Here is a 23,070-nt window from a genome sequence, read left to right as displayed (position 1 = left end):
GGCGGCCTCGGTGCGCGACGCCCAGCGCGCCCGGCTCGGGTACGCCGGGCTCGGGCGCGCGATCGACTCCGCCGGCCAGCTCGCGGGCGCGGTGACGAGCCGCGCGATGGATCGGGCCGCGGCGCTCGCCGACACGGTCGCGGTCCGCGGCGAGCCGCCGGTGGACGCGCTCCCGCCGCTCGCCGCGGGGGCCGCGGGAGGCGCCGCGCTCGTCTCCGCGATCGCGATCGCGCTCGTCGCCTGCGCGCTCTTCGGCGGAGGTCGGCCGTGGTGACGGCGCCGGCGCTCCATCTCGAGGCCGAGACGCTGGGACCGCGCGGCGCCCTCCCGGTGCTGCGCAACGTCCGCATCGTCGTGGCGCCCGGGGAGCGGGTGGCGCTGCTCGGCGGGAACGGCGCGGGGAAGACGTCGCTGCTCCGCGCGATCATGGGGCTCGCTACGGTCCGCGGACGCGTCGAGGTCCACGGCCGGCGCGTCCGGCGTCCCGCCGACGCCGTCGCCGCGGGAGCCGGGCTCCTCTTCCAGGACCCGGCCGATCAGCTCCTCGCGCCCACCGTCCTCGAGGACGCGATGATCGGCCCGCGCCACGCGGGAGTCCCGCGCGACGAGGCCCGCCGCCGCGCGGAGGAGGCCCTCGCGGCGGTCGGGATCGCCGGTCTCGGCGGCCGCGCCGTCGAGGCGCTCTCGACCGGCGAGCGGAAGCGGGCGGGGCTCGCGGGCGTCCTCGCGCTTCGCCCGTCCCTGCTGCTGCTCGACGAGCCGACCGCGGGCCTCGATCCCGCCTGCGAGCTCGCGGTGGCGCGCCTCCTCGACGAGGTCGCCCGGGCGCGCGGCGCCGCGCTCCTCGCGGCGACGCACGCGGTCGACGTCGCGCCGCTCTTCGCCGAGCGCGCCGTCGTGCTCGGGGAGGGGGGCGTCCTCGCCGACGCGCCGCTCCGTGACGTGCTCGCCGACGGCCCGCTGCTCGCGCGCGCGGGGCTCCGGTCGCCCTGGATCTCCCAGGTCTGGACCGCGCTGCGCGGCCCGGGTCGCGCTCCGCTCACCCTCGACGAGGTCTTCACGTGGAACGCACCGCGGTCCTGATCCTCGGCCATGGCAGCCGGGTCGCGCGCGCGAACGCCGAGTTCGAGGCGCTCGTCGGCGCCTTCCGTCGTCGCCGTCCCGACCTGGACGTCGGCCACGCCTACGTCGAGCTGGCGGCACCGCTCCTCGCCGACGCCCTCGCCGCGGCTGCGGCCCGCGCGGACCGCGTGGTGCTGCTGCCCATGTTCCTGCTCACGGCGGGACACCTGAAGGACGACGTCCCCGCGGCGCTGGCGGCGGCGCGCGCCGCGACCCCCCGCGTCCGGTTCGACGCAGCGGGTGCGCTCGGGGTGGTCAACCGGATGACGGAGCTCGTTCTCGCGCGCAGCGCGCAGCAGGTGCCGCTCCGCGGTCCCGAGGGCGCTCGCACCGCGCTCCTCGTGGTCGGTCGCGGCTCGAGCGACCCGGACGCCAACTCGGACCTGTGCAAGCTCACCCGCATCCTCGGCGAGCGGGCCGGCTTCGCCCGCGCCGAGCCCTGCTTCATCGCCGTGACGTCGCCGCTCTTCGAGCGCGCGGTCGAGGACCTCGCGAAGGTCCACGACGGGCCGATCCTGGTGCAGCCCTACTTCCTCTTCGAGGGGCTCCTCATGCAGCAGCTCGCGCGCGAGGTGGCGGCGTTCCGCTCCCGCCACCCCGGGCGCCGCGTGGCACTGGCGCCGCATCTCGGCCCCGACGCGCGCCTCGTCGACCTCCTCGAGGAGCGGCTCGCGGAGGTGCTGGGGCAGCGCGCGCGGCTGCCCTGCGACACCTGCCCGCGCTCCGCCGCATGACCGCCCACGCGAACGACCGCCCGGCCACGGCCGGGCTCCGGACCGGGTACACGACGGGCGCGTGCGCCGCCGCCGCCGCGCGCGCCGCGGCGCGATACCTGGTGCGCGGCACCGCGCCCCGCGAGATCGGGATCGTGCTGCCGAACGGACGCCCTGCGTCGTTCCCGGTGGCGCACGCCGAGATCATCGGCGCGGCCCGCCGGTGTGCGGTCGAGAAGGACGCGGGCGACGATCCGGACGTCACGCACGGTGCGTGGATCGTCGCCGACGTGGAGCCCGCGCCCGGCGGCGTCGAGATCCGCGGCGGGCCCGGCGTCGCGACCGTCACGCGGCCGGGCCTGGGGCTCGAGGTGGGCGCTCCGGCGATCAACCCGGTGCCGCGCCGGAACATCTCGGACATGGTGCGCGCGGAGCTGGCGGGGAGCGCCGTCGCCGGCGCGCGCGTCACCGTCTCGGTCCCGCGCGGCGAGGAGATCGCGCGCGGCACGATGAACGCGCGCCTCGGGCTCCTGGGCGGCATCTCCATTCTCGGGACGACCGGCGTGGTGCGCCCGTTCTCGACCGCGGCGTGGCAGGCCAGCGTCGCGGCGGCCATCGACGTCGCGCGCGCACGGGCGCTGGACACGCTCGTGCTCACGACCGGCGGCCGCACCGAGGCGCACGCGATGCGACTGCGCCCGGGGACTCCCGAGGCGGCGTTCATCCAGGTCGGCGACGCGGTGGGCGCCGCGCTGCGGCACGCCGCCCGGCGCGGGATCGCGCGGGTCGAGCTCGTCGCGATGGTCGGGAAGATGTCGAAGCTCGCCGCCGGGTCTTTCCAGATCCACGCCTCGCGGTCGGAGGTGGACCTCGGGTTCCTCGCCGCGGTCACCGCGGAGCTCGGCGCCGCCGCGGCGGTCCTCGCCGAGGTGGCCGCCGCGAACACCGCCCGCGAGGCGCTCGGCGCGTGGAGGCGGGCGGGGATCGAGACGGACGTCGCGGCGGCGCTGTGCCGGCGCGCCGCCGCGCGCTGCGCCGCTCACGCGCCGCCGCTCCACGTCCGGACGGAGCTGGTCGGGTTCGACGGAGCGGTGCTCGGGCGGGGCGCCGCGGAGGCGGAGCGATGAGCGAGCGGATCGTGGCGGCCGGCCGGCGCATCGAGGAGGAGAGCCTCGCGATCATCGACCGCGAGGCCGGCGCGCACGGCTTCCCACCCCGCGCGTGGCCGGTCGTGCGCCGCGTGATCCACGCGACGGCCGACTTCGAGTTCCAGCGAACGCTGGAGCTGCACCCGGACGCCGTGGAGGCGGGAGTCGCGGCGCTCCGGGCGCGCGCCGCGATCGTCGCGGACGTGCGCATGATCGCGGCCGGGCTCCCCCGGCTCGAGGTGCGTTGCCTCATCGGCGACGCGGAAGTCGCGGCGGCGGCGCGCGAGGGCGGGACCACGCGGGCGGCGGCGGCGATGCGGAAGGCCTCTCGCCTCGGGCTCCTCGACGGCGGCGTCGTGGCGATCGGGAACGCCCCGACCGCGCTCGCGGAGCTGCAGCGGCTCGTCGAGGCGGGGGTCGCCAGTCCCGCGCTCGTCGTGGCGGTGCCGGTGGGCTTCGTCGGGGCGGCGGAGTCGAAGGAGGCGGCGCGCTCGCTGCCCGTGCCGTGGATCGTGGCCCGCGGGCGCAAGGGCGGGACGCCGGTCGCGGTGGCCGTGCTGAACGCGCTCGCGATCCTCGCCGCGGAGGATGACGCGTGAGGCGTCCGGTCACGGTAGTCGGCATCGGCGCCGATGGCTGCGCGGGACTCTCGAGCCGCGCGGTCGGTGCGGTCGCCGTCGCGGACGTGCTCGCGGGCGGCGAGCGGCACCTCGCCGCGTTTCCACAGTTCCGCGGCGAGCGCGTGGTGCTCGGAAAGGAGCTCGCTCACGCCGTGGAGCGCATCGCGGCGCTCGCCGACGAGCACGCCGTGTGCGTCCTCGCCTCGGGCGACCCGCTCCTCTTCGGCGTCGGCGCGCGACTCGTCGACCGGCTCGGCGCGGAGCATGTCGAGATCCTGCCCCACCCGAGCTCGGTGCAGTGGGCCTTCGCGCGCGCCGGGCTCGCCTGGGACGACGCCGCGATCCTGTCGGTGCACGGCCGGCCCCTCGCCGGAGTCGCGGCGCGCGTGCGTCGCGCGCGCAAGGCGGCGCTCCTCACGGGGGGCGCCGCGACCCCCGCCGCGGTCGCGCGCCACCTCCTCCGGTACGGCGAGCGCGGGCTCGCCGCGTGGATCTGCGAGGACCTGGGCGGACCGGGCGAGCGGGTCCGCCGGTTGGCCTCGCTCGAAGACGCGGCCGCCTGCGAGGACGTCGGCGCCCTGGCCGTGCTGCTGCTCGCCCGGACGGACCCGGCGTGGCGCCCGCCCCCAGCGCTGCCGTTCCTCCCGGAGGACGCGCTCGACATGCGCCGCCCGCGCACCGGCCTCGTGACGAAGCGCGAGGTGAGAGCGCTCGCGCTCGCGGCGCTCGCGCTCCGGCCCGACGCGGTGGTGTGGGACGTCGGCGCGGGATCTGGCTCGATCGCCATCGAGGCGGCGTCGCTCGCTCCGGAGGGGCGGGTGTTCGCGATCGAGCGCGACCCGGAGTCGGCCGCGCACTGCCGCGCGAACGCTCGCCGTCACGGGATGGATCACGTCGCGGTGGTGGAGGGGGCGGCGCCGGCGGCGCTCGACGGGCTCGCGGCCCCGGACGCGGTCTTCGTGGGGGGCGGCGGGCGCGGGCTCCCGGCCATCGCCGCGGCCACGCTCGCCCGGCTCCGCCCAGGCGGCCGGGTCGTGATCGCCGCGGTGACGCTCGAGACGCTCGAGGACGCGCGCCGAGCGCTGGCGGGCGCCGGGATCGCACCCGAGGTGACGGCGGTCTCGGTCGCGCGCGGCGCGCCGCTCGCTGGGCGCACGCGGCTCGGTCCGCTCTCGCCGGTGTTCCTCGTGGCCGGGAGCATCCCCTTGGAGCCAGCTTGAGCGCGACCCTGTACGGCGTCGGCGTCGGTCCGGGCGCCCCCGACCTCCTCACCCTGCGCGCGGTCGCGGTGCTTCGCCGGGCGGCGGTGCTGGCCGCCCCCCGGCCCTCCGAAGGCGGCGCATCGCTCGCGCTCCGCACCGCGCGCGAGGCGACGGGCGAGGTGCCGGGACAGGAGACGCTCCCGCTCACCTTCCCGATGACCCGCGACCCCATCGCCCGGCGCGCCGCGCGCGATGCCGCCACGGGCGCCGTCCGCGCCCGGCTCGTGGCGGGGCGCGATGTCGCGTTCGTCACCGAGGGTGACCCGCTCCTGTACAGCACGTTCCTCGACGTGCTCGACGCCGCGACCGGCCTCGGCGCGCGCGTCGAGGTGGTCCCCGGCGTCTCGTCCATCACGGCGGTCGCCGCCGCCGCCCGCGTTCCGCTCGCCGACGGCGACGACCGGGTCGCGGTGCTCCCCGCGTCCCGCGCGCTCGAGGACCTCCCCCGGCTCGCGCGCGACTTCGAGACGCTGCTCCTGCTCAAGGCGGGGCGGCACCTCCCCGAGCTCCGCGTCGCGCTGTCGCGCGCGGGGTGCGCGGAGCGGGCGTGGGTCGTGGCCGAGGCGTCGAGGCCCGGCGAGCGGGTCGCGCCGCTCGCGGACATGGACGCGCTCCCGCACGGCTACTTCACCACGGTGCTCGTGCGGACGCGGGCGGGGGAGGGCGCGTGACCCGGCGCCTCGCCGTCCATGCCGTCACTCGCGGCGGCGCGGCGCTGGGCGCGCGCGTCGCCGGCGCGCTCGGCGGGGAGCTGCTCGTCGCGGAGCCGGTCGCGTCGGCGGCGCCGGGCGCGCGCACGTTCCCGCTGCCCATGCGCTCGGCGGTGGCCCGTGCCTTCGCCGAATACGACGGTCACGTGTTCGTGCTCGCGGTCGGCGCGACGGTTCGCCTCGTGGCGCCGCTCGTCGCGAGCAAGTGGACGGATCCCGCGGTGGTGTGCCTCGACGAGGCGGGCCGCTTCGCGGTGGCGCTCCTCTCCGGGCATGCGGGCGGCGCCAACGCGCTCGCAACGGAGGTCGCCCACGCCGTCGGCGCCGCGCCGGTGGTGACCACGGCCTCGGACGCGCGGGGCACGCTGCGCGTCGATCTGCTCGGGCGGGAGCTCGGCTGGACCCTGGAGGATCCGCGCGGCAACGCCACCCGGGCAGCGGCGGCGTTGGTGAACGGGGCGCCGGTGCTCGTGGTGGACGAGGCGGGCGGAGGCGCGTGGTGGCCCGCGGGCGCGCCGCTCCCCGCGAACATCGCGGTCGCGCCGTCGCTCGACGGCGCCGACGCGGCGCGGTGGGCGGCCATCGTCGCGATCACCGACCGCGTCATCCGCGACGAGGCGGTGCTCGCGAGGGCGGTGCTCTGGCGCCCGCGCACGCTCTCGGTGGGCGTGGGCTGCGATCGCGGCGCGTCGGCGGACGCCGTGTGGCGCGCGGTGCGCGACGTCCTCGAGGCGCACGGGCTCGCGCCCGCGTCGATCGGTGCGGTGGGCACGATCGACCTGAAGCGGGACGAGGCGGGGATCGTCGCGCTGGCGGCGCGGCTCGGGTGTCCGCTGCGCCTCTTCGACGCCGCCGCGCTCGAGGCGGCCGTCGGGATCGAGCGGCCGTCGGAGGTCGTCCGGAGGCATGTCGGGACGCGGGCCGTCGCCGAGCCAGCCGCGCTCCTCGCGGCGCGCGCCGCGCGGCTGCTCGTCCCGAAGCAGGTGCGGCGGGACGCGGACGAGGGCCAATCGGTGACGGTGGCGGTCGCGCGCGCCGCGCGGGAGGAGACGTGATGGGCATGGGATCGCTGTCGATCGTGGGGCTCGGGCCCGGGGCGCTCGACCAGCTGACCCCGGCGGCGCGCACCGCCGTCGAGGAGGCCGAGGTCGTCCTCGGCTACCGGACCTACCTCGATCTCGCCGCGCCGCTCCTCGCCGGAAAGGAGATCGTCGCCGGCCGGATGACCGGTGAGACGGAGCGGGCGCGCGAGGCGATCGCGCGCGCGCGGGCGGGGCGGCGCGTGGCGCTCGTGTCCTCGGGCCACCCCGGCGTGTACGGGATGGCGAGCCTGGTCCTCGAGATCCTGCGGGACGCGGGCTGGCGGCCCGGCGACGCGCCGGCCGTGACCATCGTCCCGGGCGTCACCGCGCTCGGCTCCTGCGCGGCGCTCGTGGGCGCGCCGCTCGGCCACGACTTCTGCGCGATCTCCCTCTCGGACCTCCTCACGCCGTGGGAGGTGATCGCGCGGCGGCTGGAGGCGGCGGCCGCCGCCGACTTCGTGATCGGGCTCTACAACCCGGCGAGCACCCGTCGTCGCCGCCCACTCGCGGAGGCCCACGCGCTGCTCGTGCGTCACCGCGGCCTGGCGACCCCGGCGGCGGTGGTGACGGACGCCTTCCGCGGCGGGCAGCGCGCGGTCGTCACCACGCTCGAGCGGCTGCTCGACGAGGAGATCGGCATGACCACCACCGTGATCGTGGGGTCGAGCCGGAGCTTCGCGTTCGAGGGGCTCCTCGTCACGCCCCGCGGTTACGCGGAGAAGTACGGCCGGGCGGGGGCGGGGCTCTCCGCCGAGGAGTCGCGATGACGGTGCACTTCGTGGGCGCGGGTCCGGGCGCGCCCGACCTCGTCACCGTCCGCGGCGCGGACCTGATCGCCCGCTGCCCGGTGGTGATCTTCGCGGGCTCTCTCGTCCCGCGCGTGGTCGTGGCGCGCGCCCGCCCGGACGCGCGCGTCCTCGACTCGGCGGGCATGACCCTGGACGAGATCCTCGCGGAGATGCGCGAGGCGCACGGGCGCGGCGAGGACGTCGCGCGGGTGCACACCGGCGACCCGCTCCTGTTCGGGTCGACCGCCGAGCAGATGCGCCGGCTCGACGCGCTCGGGATCCCGTACGAGGTCGTCCCGGGCGTATCGTCCTTCACTGCCGCCGCCGCCGCGCTTCGCCGCGAGCTCACCGTGCCCGGCGTCTCGCAGACGGTGATCCTCGCCCGCGCCGCCGGCCGGACGCCCGTGCCGGAGGGGCAGGACCTCGCGTCGCTCGCGAGTCACCGGGCGACGCTCGCGCTGTTCCTCTCCGCGCGGCGCCTCGACGAGGCGGTCGCCGCGCTCGCTCCGGCGTACGGCCGGGACTGCCCCGCCGCCATCGTTCACCGCGCGAGCTGGCCGGACGAGCGGGTCATCCGCGGCCGCCTGGGGGACCTCGCGGCGCTCGCTCGCGCGGAGGGCATCGACGCGACCGCGATGGTGCTGGTCGGCCCCGCGCTCGATGCCGAGGGCTTCCCGGCCTCGCGGCTCTACGCGCCGGAGTTCGGCCACGCGTTCCGCGCGGCGCGCACGGAGGGAGAGGGATGAGCGCGCCGCTCCGCATCGCGGTCACCGGCTCGGCCGGCTCCGGCAAGACGACGCTGGCGCGCGCGCTCGCGGCGCGGCTCGGGCTCTCCGTCGTGCCCGAGGAGACTCGCGCCTGGATCGACGGGGGCGGGCATCCGCTCCCAGGGCTCGCGCCCGGCGAGGCGAGGGCGGTCCTCCAGGAGCTCTGGCGGCAGCGGGTGGCCGCCGAGGGCGCCCACACGGAGTTCGTGGCCGACAACTGCAGCCTGGACCTCGCCGCCTACGCGCTCCACCACGGCTGCGCCTCGACGGGCGACCCCGGGACCGGGGCGCTCCTCGAGGCGTCGGCCGCGCACGCCGCCTCGTATGCCGCGATCCTGGTCCTGCCCTGGGGCGTTATCCCGTACGAGCGCGACGGGGTCCGGTCGGCGGAGCCGTATGTCGAGCTGCGATACCAGCTCGTGCTCGAGGGGCTCTTGAGGGCCCACGCCGTGCCCGCGCGCGTGCATCACCTGCCCCCCGGGCTCGACACCCCCGCAGCGCGGCTCGAGTGGGCGTGCGCGGTGGTCGGGCGCGAGCGTCCGCGCGGTGGGCGCGTCGATCTCGTCGGCGCCGGCCCAGGCGATCCCGGCCTCCTCACCGTTCGCGCGCGGGAGCTCCTCCGTGCGGCGGACGTCGTGGCGTACGACGAGCTCGTGCCTCGGGCGCTCCTCGCGCTCGCGCCGCCCGGCGCGGAGCGCCTCCCGGTCGGCCGCCGGTGTCACGGGCGCACCCGGGGGCCGCTGCGGCTCCACCCGGACATCCTCGAGCGCGCTCGTGCGGGGAAGCGCGTCGTGCGGCTCAAGGCAGGCGATCCCTTCGTGTTCGGCCGCGGGGGCGAGGAGGCCGAGGAGCTCGCGGCGGCGGGGGTGCCGTTCGAGGTCGTCCCCGGCGTGTCCGCCGCGCTCGGTGCCGCCGCCGCGGCGCGGATCCCCCTCACGCACCGGGAGGTCAGCTCGGACGTGACCTTCGCGACCGGCCACGACCTCACCCGCTCGGAGGCGCCCGCGCGGACGGACTGGAGGAGGCTCGCCGGGAGCGGAACGCTCGTGCTGTACATGGCCTCGCGCTCGCTGGGCCCGAACCTCGCGCGTCTCGTCGAGAGCGGCCGCCCCGCGACCACGCCGGCCGCCTGGATCTCGGCGGCGACGTGGCCGGAGCAGGAGGTGGTGGTGGGGACGCTCGCCGACCTCGCGGCGCGCGTCGGCCTGCGCGGCGGGGGTGCGCCCGCGCTCGTCGTCGTGGGCGAGGTGGTGACGATCCGGGAGCGGCTCCTCGCGCTCGTGTCCGCCGGGGAGGCCGCGTGACCGGCGCGACCCGCGGGATCCTCGTCGTCTACACCGGCGACGGGAAGGGCAAGACCACCGCCGCGCTCGGGATGGCCTTCCGCGCGCTGGGCCGAAGGCTGCCCGTCGTGGTCTTGCAGTTCGTGAAGGGCCGCTGGAAGACGGGCGAGCGGCTCCTCGCGGAGCGGCTCCCTGGGCTCGAGCTCCTCACGCTCGGCGAGGGGTTCACCTGGAAGGGAGACGACCCGGAGGTGCACGCGCGCGCCGCGCGGGCTGCATGGGCGCGGGCGCGGGAGCTCGTCGCGGCGGGCCGGCACCGGATCGTCGTCCTCGACGAGCTCACGCACGTCTTGAACCACGGGTACGTGAGCTGCGACGAGGTCCTCGCGGCGATGGCGGCGCGCCCGGTCGAGACGACGGTCGTCGTGACCGGCCGCGACGCGCCGTCGTCGCTCGTGGACGCGGCGGACCTGGTGACCGAGATGCGGGCGGTGAAGCACCCCTTCGCGCGGGGCGTGAGGGCGATCGCCGGGGTGGACTTCTGATGACGGCGCCCTTCGAGATCCCGCGGCTCGTCCTCGGAGCGGCGTCGAGCGGCTCCGGCAAGACCACGCTCGCGGTCGCGCTCCTCGCCGCGCTGCGCGGCCGCGGGCTGCGCGTCGCCGCGTTCAAGTGCGGCCCGGACTACCTCGACCTGGGCTACCACGCGCGCGCGGCGGGCGCGCCCTCCCACAACCTCGACGGCTGGATGATGGGGCGGGACGGGGTGCTGGCCACGTTCGCCAGCGCCGTGCGCGGCGCGGACGTGGCGATCGTCGAGGGGGTCATGGGGCTCCACGACGGCGCGTCGCCCGCCTCCGACGCGGGCTCGACCGCGGAGATCGCCCGGTGGCTGGAGGCGCCCGTCGCGATCGTGCTCGACGCCTCCGGGATGGCGCGGACGGCGGCCGCGGTCGCCGGCGGCCTCGCCGGCTTCGATCCGCGGCTCCGGGTCGCGGCGCTCGTGTGCAACCGCGTGGGGAGCCGCGGGCATCTCGAGCTCTTGCGCGAGGCCGTCGCGGCGCCGCCGGTCGTGGGCGGCCTCCCCGCCCGCGCGGACCTCGCGTTCCCGGAGCGCCACCTCGGGCTCGTCACCGCGTCGCGCCGGGTGCTCCCCGACGACCGCGTCGCCGCCTGGGCGCGGCTCGCGGAGGAGTGGCTCGATGTCGACGCGCTGCTCGCAGCCGCCCGGGCGGCCCCGCCGCTCGCGCTGCCGGACCCGGCGCCGAGCCCGCGGGTGGCGTCGCGCTGCCGGATCGGGGTCGCGCACGACGAGGCGTTTCACTTCTACTACGAGGACAACCTCGCCCGCCTCGAGGCGCTCGGCGCGACGCTCGTCCGCTTCTCGCCGCTCCACGACGCGGGTCTCCCGGACGTCGACGGGCTGTACCTGGGCGGCGGCTACCCCGAGGAGCACGCGCCCGCGCTCGCCGCGAACGTCGGGATGCTCCGCGACGTCCGCGCGCTGGCGGCGTCCGGCCGGCCCGTGTACGCAGAGTGCGGCGGGCTGATGGCGCTCGCCGCCGCGATCAGGACCCGCGACGGGCGCGTGCACGCGGGCGTCGGGCTCCTCCCGGGGACCGCCATCGTGCACGAGCGGCTCCAGGCGCTCGGCTACGTCGAGGTGACCACGCGCGCGCCGTCGCTCGCGGGCCCCGCCGGCGCGCGCTTCCGCGGTCACCAGTTCCGCTACTCCGAGCTCGCGGGGGTGCCCGACGCCGTGCCGCGGGTCTACGCCGTCGCGCGCCGCCGCGGCGAGCCGCTCCTGGAGGGCTACGCGCCGGCACCCAACGTCCTCGCCTCGTACGTCCACGCGCATTGGGCGTCGTGCCCGGCCGTGGCGGAGGCGCTCGTCGGCGCCTGCGCCGCGACGCGGGGGGGCGCGCGATGACCGCCGTCCTCGCGCGGGCCGGCGCCCCGGCGCTCGACGGTCGCTGGCTCGTGGTCCGCCTTCCTGGGCCGCACGCGGTCCTCTCCTGGGCGATCGTGAACGGCGGGCGCCGGATCGCGAGCGCGGTCGCCTGGCGCGAGGTGCACGACGGGGAGCTGCGGCCGCCCGTGGATGCCGCGCGGTTCCTCTCCACGCAGCTCGCCGAGGCGGACCTCGCCGACGCGGTCGGCCTCCTCACCAGCGCGGCGCTCTCGCGGCACGTCGTCTGTGAGCGGCGCGCGGGCGAGGTCGCGGCGCGGTGCGTGGCCACGGTGGGGCTCGGGAACGCGCTCCGCGCCGGCGACCCTCCCGGTCCCTCCGGGCGCATCGGGACGATCAACGTGCTGTGTCAGGTCGGAGTGCCGCTCTCCGAGGAGGCGCTGCTGGAGGCGCTCTCCCTCGCCGCCGAGGCGCGCACGCTCGCGGTGCGCGAGGCGGGCGTCGCGAGCCAGATGAGCGGCGCGCCTGCGAGCGGCACCGGCACCGACTGCATCGTGATCGCCGCTCCGGAGCGGCCGAACGGGGCGCGGTACGCCGGGAAGCACACGGCGCTCGGCTACGTGGTCGGCGCGGCGGTGCACGACGCGGTGGCGCGCGGCGCGGCGGCGTGGCTCTCGGAGCGGGCTCGATGAGCGCGGCGGAGATCGTCCTCGTGGGTGGTGGGGTCCGCTCCGGGAAGAGCGCGTTCGCGCTTCACCTCGCGCGCGGGCTCGGCGCTCGCCGGGTCTTCGTGGCGACCGCGCAGGCGTTCGATCGCGAGATGGAGGAGCGGATCGCCGCGCACCACGCGGAGCGCGGCGGCGCGTTCCTCACGGTGGAGGAGCCGCTCGACCTCGCGGGCGCGCTCGAGCGCGCCGACGCCGACGTGGTCGTCGTCGACTGCCTCACGCTCTGGATCTCCAACCTGCTCCTGCGCGGCGACGGCGCCGCCGCCGTCGCGGCGCAGGTCGAGGCCGTCGCCGGGGTGCTGGCGCGCCGCCGCGTGCACGCGGTGCTCGTCACGAACGAGGTGGGCATGGGCGTCGTGCCGGAGAGCGCCCTCGGGCGCGCGTTCCGCGACGCGGCCGGCCGCGCTCACCAGCGGCTCGCCCGCGACGCCGACCGCATCTATCTCGCGACCCTCGGGTGCGTCCTGCGCCTCCGCCCCGGCCCCCTCACCCTCATCCACCCGGAGACCCCACCATGACCTCGCTCGAGACCACCTGCGCCGCGATCCCCCTGCCCGACTCGGCCGCCGCCGCCGCCGTGCAACGCCGGCTCGACGGCAAGACCAAGCCGCGCGGAAGCCTCGGGCGCCTGGAGGAGATCGCCTGCGCGCTCGCCGCGATCCAGGGCACCGCCACGCCGCGCGCGGCCGTGAAGGCGGTGGTGGTGATGGCCGGCGACCACGGGGTCGCCGCCGAGGGCGTCTCGGCGTACCCCCAGGAGGTGACCGCGCAGATGGTCGCCAACTTCGCTGCCGGCGGCGCGGCGATCAACGTGCTCGCGCGGCACGCCGGCGCCAGGGTGATCGTCGTGGACATGGGCGTGAAGCTCCCCATCCCCGGGCTCGCGGGCGTGCGCGACCGGCGCATCGGGGCGGGCACGCGCAACCTGGCGCGCGGCCCGGCGATGACCCGCGAGGAGGCGGCCAGGGCGGTCGAGGCCGGGATCGGCGTCGCTCGCGAGCTCGCCGACGAGGGCGTGCACGTGCTCGGGATCGGGGAGATGGGCATCGGCAACACCACGCCGGCGAGCGCGCTCACCGCTGCGTTCACGGGCCTCCCCGCGGCCGAGGTCACCGGGCGTGGCACCGGGATCGACGACGCCACTCACGCACACAAGGTCGACGTCGTGAATCGCGCGCTCGCGGTGAACCGTCCCGATCCGTCCGACCCGCTCGGCACGCTCGCCGCGCTGGGCGGGTTCGAGATCGCCGGGCTCGCCGGGGTGGTCCTCGGCGCGGCCGCGCGCCGCGTGCCCGTGGTGACGGACGGGTTCATCGCGAGCGCCGCCGCCCTCGCCGCCGCGCGCCTCGCGCCGCGCGCCGCGGACGCGGTGCTCGCGTCGCACCGCTCCGTGGAGGCGGGCCACCGCGCCGTGCTGCGCGCGCTCGGCAAGGAGCCGCTCCTCGCTCTCGACCTGCGGCTCGGCGAGGGGACTGGCGCGGCGCTCGCGTTCCACGTCATCGAGGCCGCCGCCCGCGTGCTCGACGAGATGGCGACGTTCGAGGGCGCGGGCGTCACCGACGCGGGGCGCTGACGAATGTCGCCCGGGCTCCACGCAGCGTCGGTCCTCGCCGGCGCCCTCACGCTCGACCTCGTCATCGGCGAGTTCCCGGCGCGCCTGCACCCGGTCGTCTGGATGGGGTGGGCGATCTCGGCGCTCGAGCGGCGCGCCCCCGTAGCCGGTCGCGCCGGGCCGCTGGCATACGGCGCGGTGATGGCGCTCGCGCTGCCGGCGCTCTTCGCTGGCGGCGCCCTGCTCCTCTGCCTGGCTGCGCGACCGTGGCCGGCGCTCTCGATCGCGGTGGAGGCGATGCTGCTCAAGTCGAGCTTCGCGGTGCGCGCCCTCGGCGACGCGGCGGGCGCGGTGTCGCGCGCGCTCGGGCGGGGCGCGCTCGACGAGGCGCGCGCGGCGCTGCGGGCGCTCTGCAGCCGGGACCCGGACCGCCTGGACGCGCCGCTCGTGGCGGCGGCGGCGGTGGAGTCCGTGGCGGAGAACGCGTCCGACAGCGCGGTCGCGCCGCTCCTCTTCTGGGCGGTCCTCGGCGTCCCCGGCGCGGTCGCGTACCGCGCGGTGAACACGCTCGACGCGCGGGTCGGGTACCGCGGGCGGCACGAGTGGCTCGGCAAGGCCTCAGCCCGGCTCGACGATCTCCTGAACCTCGTCCCTGCGCGCGTCACCGCCGCGCTCCTCCTCGTCGCGGGGCTCGCCTGCGGCGCCGACGCGCGGCGCGGGCTGGCGGTGCTCCTGCGCGACGGCGCCCGGACCGAGAGCCCGAACGCCGGGCGCCCGATGGCGGCGATGGCCGGCCTGCTCGGCGTCGAGCTCGAGAAGGTCGGGCAGTACCGGCTCGGCGATCCGATCCGGCCGGTCACCGCGGAAACCATCTCGGCGGCGTGGCGGATCGCCTTGCTCGCGGCGGTCGCCGCCGCGGCGGTCGGGGTCGCGCTCGCCGCGGCGACGGGGGGATGGCGTGAGCTCGCCTGACCGGCCCCGCGTCCACGGCGGCCCCGTCGCCGCCGAGCTCGCCGCGCTCGGTCTCGCGGCCGCCGACGTGATCGACTTCAGCGTGAACGTGAACCCGTACGGCCCTGCGCCGGCCGTCGCGGCGGCGGCGCGGGGCGCGGACGTCTCGCGCTACCCTGAGCCTCGGGCCGAGACGGTCCGGGCGGCCCTCGCCGCGCGGTGGCGGGTCGAGCCGGGCGGCGTCCTGTTCGCGCACGGCGCGGCGGAGCTCCTGTGGGATCTCGCCCGCCACGTCGCGCGCGCGGGCAGGCGAGCGCTGGTCGTCGAGCCCGCGTTCTCGGAGTTCCGCGCGGGCGTCGCGGCTGCCGGCGGCGACGCGATCGAGTGGTCGCCCGACCCGGCGCGTGGGCTCTCGGTGGACTTCGAGGCGGTGTCCGAGCGGCTCGCGTCCTCGGGCGCCGCCGCCGCCTACCTCGCCTCGCCGACGAGCCCCGCCGGCGCCGCCGTGCCCTCCGCCGACGTCGCGCGCCTCGCGCGCGCACACCCCCACGTCCTCTTCGTCCTCGACGAGTCGTTCCTCGCGCTCTCCGACCGGCACGCCGAGGCGGACGTCACGCTCCCCCTCAACGTCGCGCGCGTCCGCTCCCTCACCAAGGAGCACGCCATCCCGGGTCTGCGAGTGGGGTATCTCCTCGCCGACCCCGGGCTCATCGCCGCCCTCGACGCAGCGCGCCCGACCTGGTCGACGAGCGCCCCCGCGCAGGCCGCCGCGCTCGCCGCGCTCGGCGAGGAACCGTTCGTGGCGGCGAGCCGGGCCCGGCTCTCGGTCGACCGGGAGGCGCTCCGCCAGGGCCTCGCCCGGCTCGGCCTCGAGGCGCCGCCCTCCGTCGCGCCCTACCTCGTGTTCCGCGCCGGCGACGGCGCCGCGTTGCGCCGGCGGCTGCTCGCGCGACGCGTGCTGGTGCGGGACTGCACGTCGTTCGGCCTCCCCGGCTTCGTCCGCGTCGCGGCGCGGCCCGCCCAAGACCGCGAGGTGTTCCTCGCCTCGCTCGAGAAGGAGCTGTCATGACCGCCGCCGTCATCATGGTGCAGGGGACAGCCTCGTCGGTCGGCAAGAGTCTCGTCGTCACCGGCCTGTGCCGGCTGTTCCGGCGGGCGGGCCTGCGCGTCGCGCCCTTCAAGGCCCAGAACATGGCCCTCAACTCCGCCGTGACCGTGGACGGCGGCGAGATCGGACGCGCCCAGGCGGTGCAGGCGGAGGCGGCCGGCATCGACGCCGCCGTCGACATGAACCCGATCCTGCTCAAGCCCGAGGGGGACTCCCGCTCGCAGGTGATCGTGCTCGGCAGTCCATCGGGGAGCATGAGCGCCGCCGACTATCACGCCCGGAAGCCCGAGCTGCGGGCCGTGGTGCGCGAGGCGCTCGCGCGGCTCCGCCTCCAGGTCGACCTCGTCGTGATCGAGGGCGCCGGGAGCCCCGCAGAGGTGAACCTGAAGGAACGCGACATCGTCAACATGGACGTCGCGAAGGCGGCCGGCGCGCGGGTGCTCCTCGTGGGCGACATCGATCGGGGCGGCGTCCTGGCGGCCTTCGTCGGGACGCTGATGCTCCTCGAGCCCGACGAGCGCGCGCTCGTGGGCGGCTTCCTCGTGAACAAGTTCCGGGGCGACCTCAGGCTCCTCGAGCCGGGGCTCGCGTTCCTGCGCGAGCGGACGGGCGTGCCGGTCGCGGGCGTGCTCCCGTACCTGCGCGGGCTGCGGATCTCGGAGGAGGACTCGGTCTCGCTCGACCATCGCTGGCGGACCCGACGGGCCGCGCCGGGCGAGCTGGAGATCGCGATCGTGCGGCTCCCGCGCATCTCGAACTACGACGAGTTCGACGCGCTCGAGCACGAGCCGGGCGTGGTGGTGCGCTACGTCGATCGGCCGGAGGAGCTGCGCGGCGCGGATCTCGTGATCGTTCCGGGATCGAAGAGCACCGCGGCGGACCTGCGCTGGGTCCGCGAGAGCGGCGTCGCGCCGGCGCTCCGGGAGCGCGCTGCGCGAGGCGAGCCGGTCCTCGCGGTGTGCGGTGGCTGCCAGATGCTCGGCGACGCGCTGCTCGACCCGGATGGCGTGGAGTCGGATGAGGCCGAGGTGGCCGGGCTCGGGATCCTTCCGATCGTGACTCGCTTCCGGCGGCAGAAGACGACCGCGCGCGTGCGCGCGCACGCGGCCGCCAGGCTGCTCGCCCCCGCCGGCGGCGGCGAGGTGCGCGGGTACGAGATCCACATGGGAGAGGTCGAGCGGCTCTCCGGAGCGCCGGCGCTTCGGCTCGTCGCGCGGAACGGGGCGGCGTGCGATGCGGAGGACGGGGCGGTGTCGGCGGACGGCGCCGTCGTCGGGACGCTCGTCCACGGCGTGCTCGAGGACGACGCAGTGCGCGCGGCGCTGCTCGCGCGGCTCCGCGACCGGCGGAGCCTCGCCGCGCCCGCGGGCCCGCTCATCCCCAGCCGCGATGCGGAGTACGACCGGCTCGCCGACGCGCTCGCCACACACCTCGACTGGGAGCTCCTCTGCGGGCTCGCGGGCGTCAGGGTCGCCCGGCCGGCGGCGGTGGGCGCGTGAGCCGGCTCGCGGTCGCGCTCGCGTTTCTGACGCGGCTCCCGGCGCCGGTGCGGGCGGAGGCGGGCGCGCGCGAGGTGGGGCGCGCGATGCTGTTCTTCCCCGCGGTGGGCGCCGCGCTCGGCGCGGTCCTCGCTGCCGCCGGCCTCCTCCTCGTCCGCGCGCTGCCGCCGCCTCTCGCGGCGATCCTCGTCGTCGCGCTCGGGACCGCGATGACGGGCGCGCTTCACCTGGACGGCCTCGCCGACACCGCCGATGGGCTCGGAGGCGGAAGGAACGCGGAGGACGCGCTGCGGATCATGCGCGATCACGCGGTGGGCGCCTACGGCGCCGCGGCGCTCGTCCTCGCGCTGCTCGTGAAGGTGGCCGCGATCGCGGCACTCCTCAGTCGGCCCGGCGCCGCCGCATGGCTCCCGCTCGCGGGCGCGCTGTCGCGCTGGGTGCTCGTGCCTGTCGCCCGCCTCGCGCCGAGTGCGCGGCCCGACGGGCTCGGGGCCTCGGTGGCGGCGCACGTCGGCCCGCCCGAGGTGGCCGGCGCGACGGCGCTCGCGCTCGGCGTCGCGCTCGGCCTCGCGGGAGTCCGGGGCGCGGTGGCGTGGGCGACGGTCGCGCTCGCCGGCGCCGCGTTCGCCGGGTTTTGCCGTCGCCGCATCGGCGGGATGACCGGCGACACGCTGGGGGCCACGGGCGAGCTCGCCGAGGCGCTCGTGCTCGTGCTCGGCGTGGGGCTGGCGGCGCCGTGATAGCCCCGCGGCCGAGCGGCGCGACGCGCGTCATCCTCGTGCGGCACGGCGAGGCGGCGATCGAGCCGGGGCGGATCTGCGGGCGGCTCGATCCGCCGCTCTCGGCGGCGGGAAGGGCGCGGATCCGCCGGGTGGCGCGCTGGCTCCGCGAGATCGAGGTCGCGGCGGTGTGCGCGAGCCCGGCGCGGCGTGCAATGCAGACGGCGCGGCTCCTCGCCGCCGGCCGCTCGCTCGGGATCGAGCAGGTGCCGGGACTCCGGGAGGTGGACTTCGGCGCGTTCGAGGGGCTCACCTGGGAGGAGGCACGAGCGCGCGACCCGGAGACCTGCGCCGCCTGGCTCGCGCGCCCGCACGAGGTCACGTTCCCCGGCGGAGACGGGTTCCCGGGCATTTCGGCTCGTGCCCTCGAGGCGATGGCCGCTCTCCGCGCGAAGCACCCCGGCGAGACGGTGCTGGTGGTCGCCCATGCCGGCGTGAACCGGGCAATCCTGGCGGACGCGCTCGGGATGGAGGCCGCGGAGTCGTTCCGCATCGATCAGGTGCCCGGCGCCGTGAACCTGCTCGACTGGTTCGAGAGCGGCGCCGTCGTTCGGCTCGTCAACGGGGGTCCCGGCCGCGCTGGTCCGGACCCGGCCCCCCGGCCCCCGGTTCCCGGGGCGCGCTAGGAGGTATCGCCGCCGTCACCATCACCCCGTCCCCGCCTGCGTGCCCTGCACGATCGCGGCGACGGGAACGCCGCCCTCGAGCATGACGCGGCTCCCTGGCGCGGCGGGAATGCGCGGCCCGGGAGTGAGGATGCCGGCGAGGTTCAGCGGGTCGGACGCGGAGAGGTCGAGCCGGTCGGGGTTCCCATCCCCCGCGCGCCGCGCGGCGCGGAGCGCGTCCACCGCTTCCGGCAGCGCGAACTGCTCACCGCTGAAGCCCACCACGAAGCGACCGCCGCGGATCTCACCGCGCGCCTCGAGCGACCGGTAGACGCGGACGAGATCGCGCCAGGGCGGCGGGCGAGACTCGCGAGCCAGGACATCGCGGAAGACGACGCCGTAGCGGCGCAGGTACTGGCGCGCCACGCGGTCGAGCGTCTCCGGGGAGAGGTCGCCGTCCGTCCCGCGTCCGGCGGTACGTGGCGCGGAACTCTCGGTCGGGCGGGACGAGCTCGAGCCGGCCGCGACGCGGTCCGTGGGACGAAGCGCGGAACTCTCGGTCGGGGTCGGCCTCAGCAGCGCCCACCGTCCCCCCGCGCTGCCCGGTCGGGCGGCCCGCCCGCGCGCCGGCGGCGCGACGAGCGCGCGCAGCCCCGCGAACCCGTCGCAGGTCACGAGCCCCGCCGACACGAGCTCCCACAGCGCCTCCTCCGTCTCTCCGGGCGGTGCGCCGACCGCCGGTGCGAGCTCGGCGAGGAACGAGGCGCCACGCCGCGCGAGCACCGCGACGAGCGCGCCCGCGATCTCGCCGAGCGGCGGTCGCTCGGGCGCGATGGCCTCGAGCAGCCAGGGGAGCTCCTCGCGCAGCGCGAGCGTCACCGGGGCCGAGCGGGTGGGGGCGCCCTTGCGGCGCGGCGGGCCGTCCTGCGGCGGCGCCACGTGCAGCCGGCCCCAGGCGACCTCGCCGGACGAGCACAGCCCGTCCAGCAGGCCGGGCTCGTAGCCTGCGACGCGCGCGGGCAGGAGATCGCGCTCCCACGCGCCCGCGGCGGCGTGAAAGCCCTGGAGCATTCCCAGGACCTCGGCGAGGCCGCGCGCGCCGTGGAGCCGCGTGCCCGGCGCGACGTGCTGCCAGCGCGCGAGGAAGCGGAGGAACACGGCGGCGCTGGCGGGCTCGATCTCGCGGCGCAGCCGGCCGAGGGTGAGGCGGTGGATGCGCGCGAGCACGCTCCGCTCGCACCAGTGCGGCGCGTCGGCGGACCAGGGCGATCCGGCGAGGAAGGAGCCGCGAAGGACGAGCCCCTCGGCCTCGAGGCGGAGCAGCGCGGACGCGGCGGCGCTTTCGGAGAGCCCGATGCGCCCGGCGAGGTCGACGGCGGTGGTGGGGCCGAGGTGGGTGACCCAGCCGCGGACGAGGGCGAGGACCGGATCTTCGGGGATGCGCTCGGACGCGAGCGGGGAGAGGGGAGGGGAGAAGGTCGGGTTCGAGGTCGGGCTCGCGGTCGAGGTCGACGTCGATCCGCCCATCCCCCCCGCCGCCCCCCTCGCCGTCCCCACACGCTCCGCCGCCACCCACCACCGGCGCTCACCCACGGTCATCACGGCCGCCCGCCCCGCCGCCTCGAGCTCGCCGAGCCACCGCTCCCATCCGGACGCGGGCGCCAGCGGCAGGATCCCCAGATCGAGGAGCGCGTCGTGCACCTCGTCCGCGTCCCGCGGCGCGGGCCACACCTGCTCGGCGACCTCCGCGATGGCGGCGGGATCGAGCGCGCCGATGCCGCTCGCCTCGGCCGCCGGCAACGACCGCCGCACCGCGACGGCCCGCGCGCGGCGCTCCTCGAGCGGCGCGTCGTCGAGGAACGCCCAGGGCCGGGCGTTGAGGAGCTCGTGCGAGAGCGGCGAGGGCTCGGGCGTGTCCACCGCGAGCAGCCGCACCTCGCCGGCCGCGATCCGCGCGAGCAAGCTCCGGAGCCCGGCCGCGTCCATCGCCTCGGTGAGGCAGTCGCGCAGCGTCTCGCGCACGAGCGGGTGAGCGGGCACCTCGATCGGCCCGCCCGGCGCGTTGTCCTGGCAGGCGACCTGCGCCGGGAAGACCGCGGCGAGCAGGTCCTCGGCGCGCATCCGCGCGATGGGCGGAGGCATGCGCTTGCCCCTGAAGAGGCGGGGGATGGCGAGCGCGCGCGTGGCGTTCCAGCGCCAGCGCACGCCGAACATGGGCGCCTGGAGCACCGCCTGCTCGAGCACCTCGTCGAGCGTCGCGGGCGTGACGTAGGAGAAGATGGTCTCGAGCGGGAACGCGTGCTGCGGCCCGAGCGAGAGGAGCACGCCGTCGTCGGTCGCGGCGGCCTGCAGCTCGAAGTCGAACGTGCGGCAGAAGCGCTTGCGGAGCGCGAGCCCGAAGGCGCGGTTGGTGCGCGCGCCGAACGGCGCGTGCAGGACGAGCTGCATCCCGCCGGCCTCGTCGAAGAAGCGCTCCGCGACGAGCGTGTCCTGCGTGGGCAGCGCGCCGAGCGCCGCGCGCCCCGCCGCGAGGTAGTCCACCACCTGGCGCGCGCCCGCCTCGGGCAGCGCCGCCTCCGCCGCGAGCCAGGCGACGGCCGCCTGGGGGTCGGCGAGGCGCGGCTCGAGCTCCGCGCGCAGCGCCGACACCTCCGCCGACAGGGCGCCGCTCCGCCCCGGCGCCTCGGCGTTCCAGAACGGGACGCCCGGCGGAGCGCCGTGGGCGTCCTCGACCCGGACGATCCCGGCCTCCACGCGCCGGATCATCCAGGAGGTCGTGCCGAGCAGGAACACGTCGCCCGCCAGGCTCTCCACCGCGAAGTCCTCGTCCACCTGCCCGATGGTCACGCCCTCCGGCTCGGCCACCACGGCGTACTGCGCGGTGTCGGGGATGGTCCCGCCGCCGGTGAGCGCGGCGATGCGCGCTCCGCGCCGCGCCTTGACGCGGCCGTGCACGCCGTCGCGGTGGAGGAGCGCGGTGGTGCGGCCGGGCGTGGTGGCGATCCCCTCCGAGAGCATCTCCACCACCGCGTCGAAGTCGGCCCGCGCGAGGTCGTGGTACGGCCAGGCGCGCCGCGCGAGCGCGTAGAGGCGGTCCTCGTGGATCGACCCGCAGGTCGCCTCGGCCACGAGCTGCTGGGCGAGGACGTCGAGGGGCGCGGCCCGCACCGCGACGGGCTCGAGGCGCGCGCGCCGGAGCCCGCGCACGAGCGCGGCGCACTCCACGAGCTCGTCGCGGCTCATCGGGAAGAGCCGGCCCTTGGGCGTGCCGCCCCGCACGTGCGCGGCGCGCCCGATGCGCTGGGTGCCGGTGGAGATCGCCCCCGGCGAGCCGAGCTGGACGACGAGGTCCACCTCGCCCACGTCGATGCCGAGCTCGAGCGAGGCGGTCGCCACCACCGCGCGCAGCGCGCCCGCCTTCAGCTTCTCCTCCGTGGCGAGCCGGCGCTCGCGGGAGAGGCTGCCGTGGTGCGCCGACACCGCGCCCTCCCCGAGCCGCTCGACGAGCGCGTGCGCCGCCCGCTCCGCGAGCCTGCGGGTGCCCACGAACACGAGCGTGGAGCGGTGCTCGCGGATGAGGTCGGCCACCCGGTCGTAGGTCTCGGCCCACAGCTCCCTCGAGGCGACCGACGAGAGCTCGTCGCGCGGGACCTCGATCGCCACGTCGAAGCGGCGCCGGCGGCCGACCTCCACGATCGCGCAGCGCGGACGGCCCCGCGGATCGACCCGCTCCGAGCCGACGAGGAAGCGCGCCACCTCCTCCACCGGATCGACCGTGGCGGAGAGGCCGATGCGCTGGGGCCGCCGCCGCGCGAGCGCCTCGAGCCGCTCGAGGGAGAGCGCGAGGTGCGCGCCGCGCTTGTCGCCCGCGAGGGCGTGGATCTCGTCCACGATCACCGCCTCGACGTCGCCCAAGGAGGCCCGCCCGCTCTCGCTCGTGAGCAGGAGGTAGAGCGACTCGGGCGTGGTGACGAGGATGTGCGGCGGACGGAGCAGGAGCTTGCGCCGTGCCGAGGCGGGCGTGTCCCCGGTGCGGACCGCGACCCGGAGCTCGGGCAGCGTGAGCCCGGCCGCGTGGGCCGCGGCGCGGATCTCGGCGAGCGGCGCCTGCAGGTTCCTCGTGATGTCGTTGCCGAGCGCGCGCAGCGGCGAGACGTAGACGACGCGCGTCCGGTCGCCGAGCTCGCCGGCGAGCCCCTCCTTCAGGAGGGCGTCGATGGCGTGGAGGAACGCCGCGAGCGTCTTGCCCGAGCCCGTGGGCGCCGAGACGAGCACGTCGCGCCGCGCGTCGATCTCCCGCCAGGCGGGCGTCTGCGGCTCCGTCGCGTCGCCGAACCGCCGCGTGAACCAGTCGCGGACGACCGGGTGGAAGCTGTCGAGCACGCGCTTCTCTTAAGCGCCCCGCCCGGGCGACGCCCGCGTCTCGGGCTCCCCCCTATGATTC

Annotated in this window: 22 protein-coding genes; 21 read left to right on the top strand and 1 reads right to left on the bottom strand. The window is 77.4% G+C overall.

Annotated elements, in window-relative coordinates; translation table 11 throughout:
* The 21 genes from MNZ39_RS12830 to MNZ39_RS12730 all read left to right on the top strand — a co-directional run.
* The coding region (locus MNZ39_RS12830; RefSeq protein WP_242339034.1) for a CbiQ family ECF transporter T component at nucleotides 1–274 on the top strand (274 nt) is incomplete at its 5' end.
* Nucleotides 268–1,083 carry an energy-coupling factor ABC transporter ATP-binding protein gene (locus MNZ39_RS12825; RefSeq protein ID WP_242339032.1) on the top strand — a complete coding sequence of 272 codons (816 nt, stop codon included), beginning with the start codon at nucleotides 268–270 and terminating at the stop codon, nucleotides 1,081–1,083. The genes MNZ39_RS12830 and MNZ39_RS12825, both read left to right, overlap by 7 nt.
* A complete protein-coding gene (locus MNZ39_RS12820; RefSeq protein WP_242339030.1) occupies nucleotides 1,062–1,856 on the top strand; it encodes a sirohydrochlorin chelatase in 795 nt (264 codons plus the stop codon). The genes MNZ39_RS12825 and MNZ39_RS12820 overlap by 22 nt, the downstream gene beginning before the upstream one ends.
* A complete protein-coding gene (locus tag MNZ39_RS12815; protein ID WP_242339029.1) occupies nucleotides 1,853–2,962 on the top strand; it encodes a cobalt-precorrin-5B (C(1))-methyltransferase in 1,110 nt (369 codons plus the stop codon). Before MNZ39_RS12820 ends, MNZ39_RS12815 begins: the two co-directional genes overlap by 4 nt.
* Nucleotides 2,959–3,582, top strand: coding sequence for a precorrin-8X methylmutase (locus tag MNZ39_RS12810; RefSeq protein ID WP_242339027.1), 624 nt, complete (start codon nucleotides 2,959–2,961; stop codon nucleotides 3,580–3,582). The genes MNZ39_RS12815 and MNZ39_RS12810 overlap by 4 nt, the downstream gene beginning before the upstream one ends.
* Nucleotides 3,579–4,823 (top strand): precorrin-6y C5,15-methyltransferase (decarboxylating) subunit CbiE, encoded by a 1,245-nt coding sequence (gene cbiE / locus MNZ39_RS24950; RefSeq protein ID WP_242339025.1) that lies wholly within the window; start codon nucleotides 3,579–3,581, stop codon nucleotides 4,821–4,823. Before MNZ39_RS12810 ends, cbiE begins: the two co-directional genes overlap by 4 nt.
* Nucleotides 4,820–5,536: a precorrin-2 C(20)-methyltransferase gene (gene cobI / locus MNZ39_RS12800; protein WP_242339023.1), complete on the top strand. Its 717-nt coding sequence runs from the start codon at nucleotides 4,820–4,822 to the stop codon at nucleotides 5,534–5,536. The genes cbiE and cobI overlap by 4 nt, the downstream gene beginning before the upstream one ends.
* A complete protein-coding gene (locus tag MNZ39_RS12795) occupies nucleotides 5,533–6,630 on the top strand; it encodes a cobalt-precorrin 5A hydrolase (protein ID WP_242339021.1) in 1,098 nt (365 codons plus the stop codon). Before cobI ends, MNZ39_RS12795 begins: the two co-directional genes overlap by 4 nt.
* Nucleotides 6,630–7,424: a precorrin-3B C(17)-methyltransferase gene (gene cobJ, locus MNZ39_RS12790; RefSeq protein ID WP_242339019.1), complete on the top strand. Its 795-nt coding sequence runs from the start codon at nucleotides 6,630–6,632 to the stop codon at nucleotides 7,422–7,424. The genes MNZ39_RS12795 and cobJ overlap by 1 nt, the downstream gene beginning before the upstream one ends.
* Nucleotides 7,421–8,191 (top strand): precorrin-4 C(11)-methyltransferase, encoded by a 771-nt coding sequence (cobM, locus tag MNZ39_RS12785; protein WP_242339017.1) that lies wholly within the window; start codon nucleotides 7,421–7,423, stop codon nucleotides 8,189–8,191. Before cobJ ends, cobM begins: the two co-directional genes overlap by 4 nt.
* Nucleotides 8,188–9,516 carry a uroporphyrinogen-III C-methyltransferase gene (cobA, locus tag MNZ39_RS12780; RefSeq protein ID WP_242339015.1) on the top strand — a complete coding sequence of 443 codons (1,329 nt, stop codon included), beginning with the start codon at nucleotides 8,188–8,190 and terminating at the stop codon, nucleotides 9,514–9,516. Before cobM ends, cobA begins: the two co-directional genes overlap by 4 nt.
* Complete coding sequence (gene cobO / locus MNZ39_RS12775; protein WP_242339014.1) at nucleotides 9,513–10,040, top strand: cob(I)yrinic acid a,c-diamide adenosyltransferase; 528 nt, start codon at nucleotides 9,513–9,515, stop codon at nucleotides 10,038–10,040. The genes cobA and cobO overlap by 4 nt, the downstream gene beginning before the upstream one ends.
* Nucleotides 10,040–11,425, top strand: a complete 1,386-nt coding sequence (locus tag MNZ39_RS12770) for a cobyrinate a,c-diamide synthase (protein WP_242339012.1) — start codon at nucleotides 10,040–10,042, stop codon at nucleotides 11,423–11,425. Before cobO ends, MNZ39_RS12770 begins: the two co-directional genes overlap by 1 nt.
* Nucleotides 11,422–12,096 carry an adenosylcobinamide amidohydrolase gene (locus tag MNZ39_RS12765; RefSeq protein WP_242339010.1) on the top strand — a complete coding sequence of 225 codons (675 nt, stop codon included), beginning with the start codon at nucleotides 11,422–11,424 and terminating at the stop codon, nucleotides 12,094–12,096. Before MNZ39_RS12770 ends, MNZ39_RS12765 begins: the two co-directional genes overlap by 4 nt.
* Nucleotides 12,093–12,650: a bifunctional adenosylcobinamide kinase/adenosylcobinamide-phosphate guanylyltransferase gene (gene cobU / locus MNZ39_RS12760; protein WP_242339008.1), complete on the top strand. Its 558-nt coding sequence runs from the start codon at nucleotides 12,093–12,095 to the stop codon at nucleotides 12,648–12,650. The genes MNZ39_RS12765 and cobU overlap by 4 nt, the downstream gene beginning before the upstream one ends.
* A complete protein-coding gene (gene cobT, locus MNZ39_RS12755) occupies nucleotides 12,647–13,705 on the top strand; it encodes a nicotinate-nucleotide--dimethylbenzimidazole phosphoribosyltransferase (protein WP_242339006.1) in 1,059 nt (352 codons plus the stop codon). The genes cobU and cobT overlap by 4 nt, the downstream gene beginning before the upstream one ends.
* 3 nt (nucleotides 13,706–13,708) lie before the next feature.
* The gene (gene cbiB, locus MNZ39_RS12750; protein WP_242339004.1) at nucleotides 13,709–14,656 is read left to right on the top strand and encodes an adenosylcobinamide-phosphate synthase CbiB; all 948 of its coding nucleotides are present in this window, start codon (nucleotides 13,709–13,711) and stop codon (nucleotides 14,654–14,656) included.
* Nucleotides 14,643–15,704 (top strand): aminotransferase class I/II-fold pyridoxal phosphate-dependent enzyme, encoded by a 1,062-nt coding sequence (locus tag MNZ39_RS12745; protein ID WP_242339002.1) that lies wholly within the window; start codon nucleotides 14,643–14,645, stop codon nucleotides 15,702–15,704. The genes cbiB and MNZ39_RS12745 overlap by 14 nt, the downstream gene beginning before the upstream one ends.
* A complete protein-coding gene (locus MNZ39_RS12740) occupies nucleotides 15,701–17,242 on the top strand; it encodes a cobyric acid synthase (RefSeq protein ID WP_242338999.1) in 1,542 nt (513 codons plus the stop codon). The genes MNZ39_RS12745 and MNZ39_RS12740 overlap by 4 nt, the downstream gene beginning before the upstream one ends.
* Entirely contained in the window at nucleotides 17,239–17,982 is a 744-nt protein-coding gene (gene cobS, locus MNZ39_RS12735) for an adenosylcobinamide-GDP ribazoletransferase (protein WP_242338997.1), read from the top strand. Before MNZ39_RS12740 ends, cobS begins: the two co-directional genes overlap by 4 nt.
* Nucleotides 17,979–18,647: a histidine phosphatase family protein gene (locus MNZ39_RS12730; RefSeq protein WP_242338995.1), complete on the top strand. Its 669-nt coding sequence runs from the start codon at nucleotides 17,979–17,981 to the stop codon at nucleotides 18,645–18,647. The genes cobS and MNZ39_RS12730 overlap by 4 nt, the downstream gene beginning before the upstream one ends.
* A gap of 21 nt (nucleotides 18,648–18,668) precedes the next feature.
* On the opposite strand, the gene MNZ39_RS24945 is transcribed toward MNZ39_RS12730, so the two are convergent.
* Nucleotides 18,669–23,009 carry a DEAD/DEAH box helicase gene (locus tag MNZ39_RS24945; RefSeq protein ID WP_242338993.1) on the bottom strand — a complete coding sequence of 1,447 codons (4,341 nt, stop codon included), beginning with the start codon at nucleotides 23,007–23,009 and terminating at the stop codon, nucleotides 18,669–18,671.
* Nucleotides 23,010–23,070: the final 61 nt, after the last annotated feature.

Origin of the sequence: Anaeromyxobacter sp. SG66, assembly GCF_022690805.1 — a bacterium.
Lineage (GTDB): Bacteria > Myxococcota > Myxococcia > Myxococcales > Anaeromyxobacteraceae > Anaeromyxobacter > Anaeromyxobacter soli.
The sequence above is the reverse complement of the archived record's forward strand: the minus strand, read 5'-3'. Positions and strand labels throughout refer to the sequence as shown.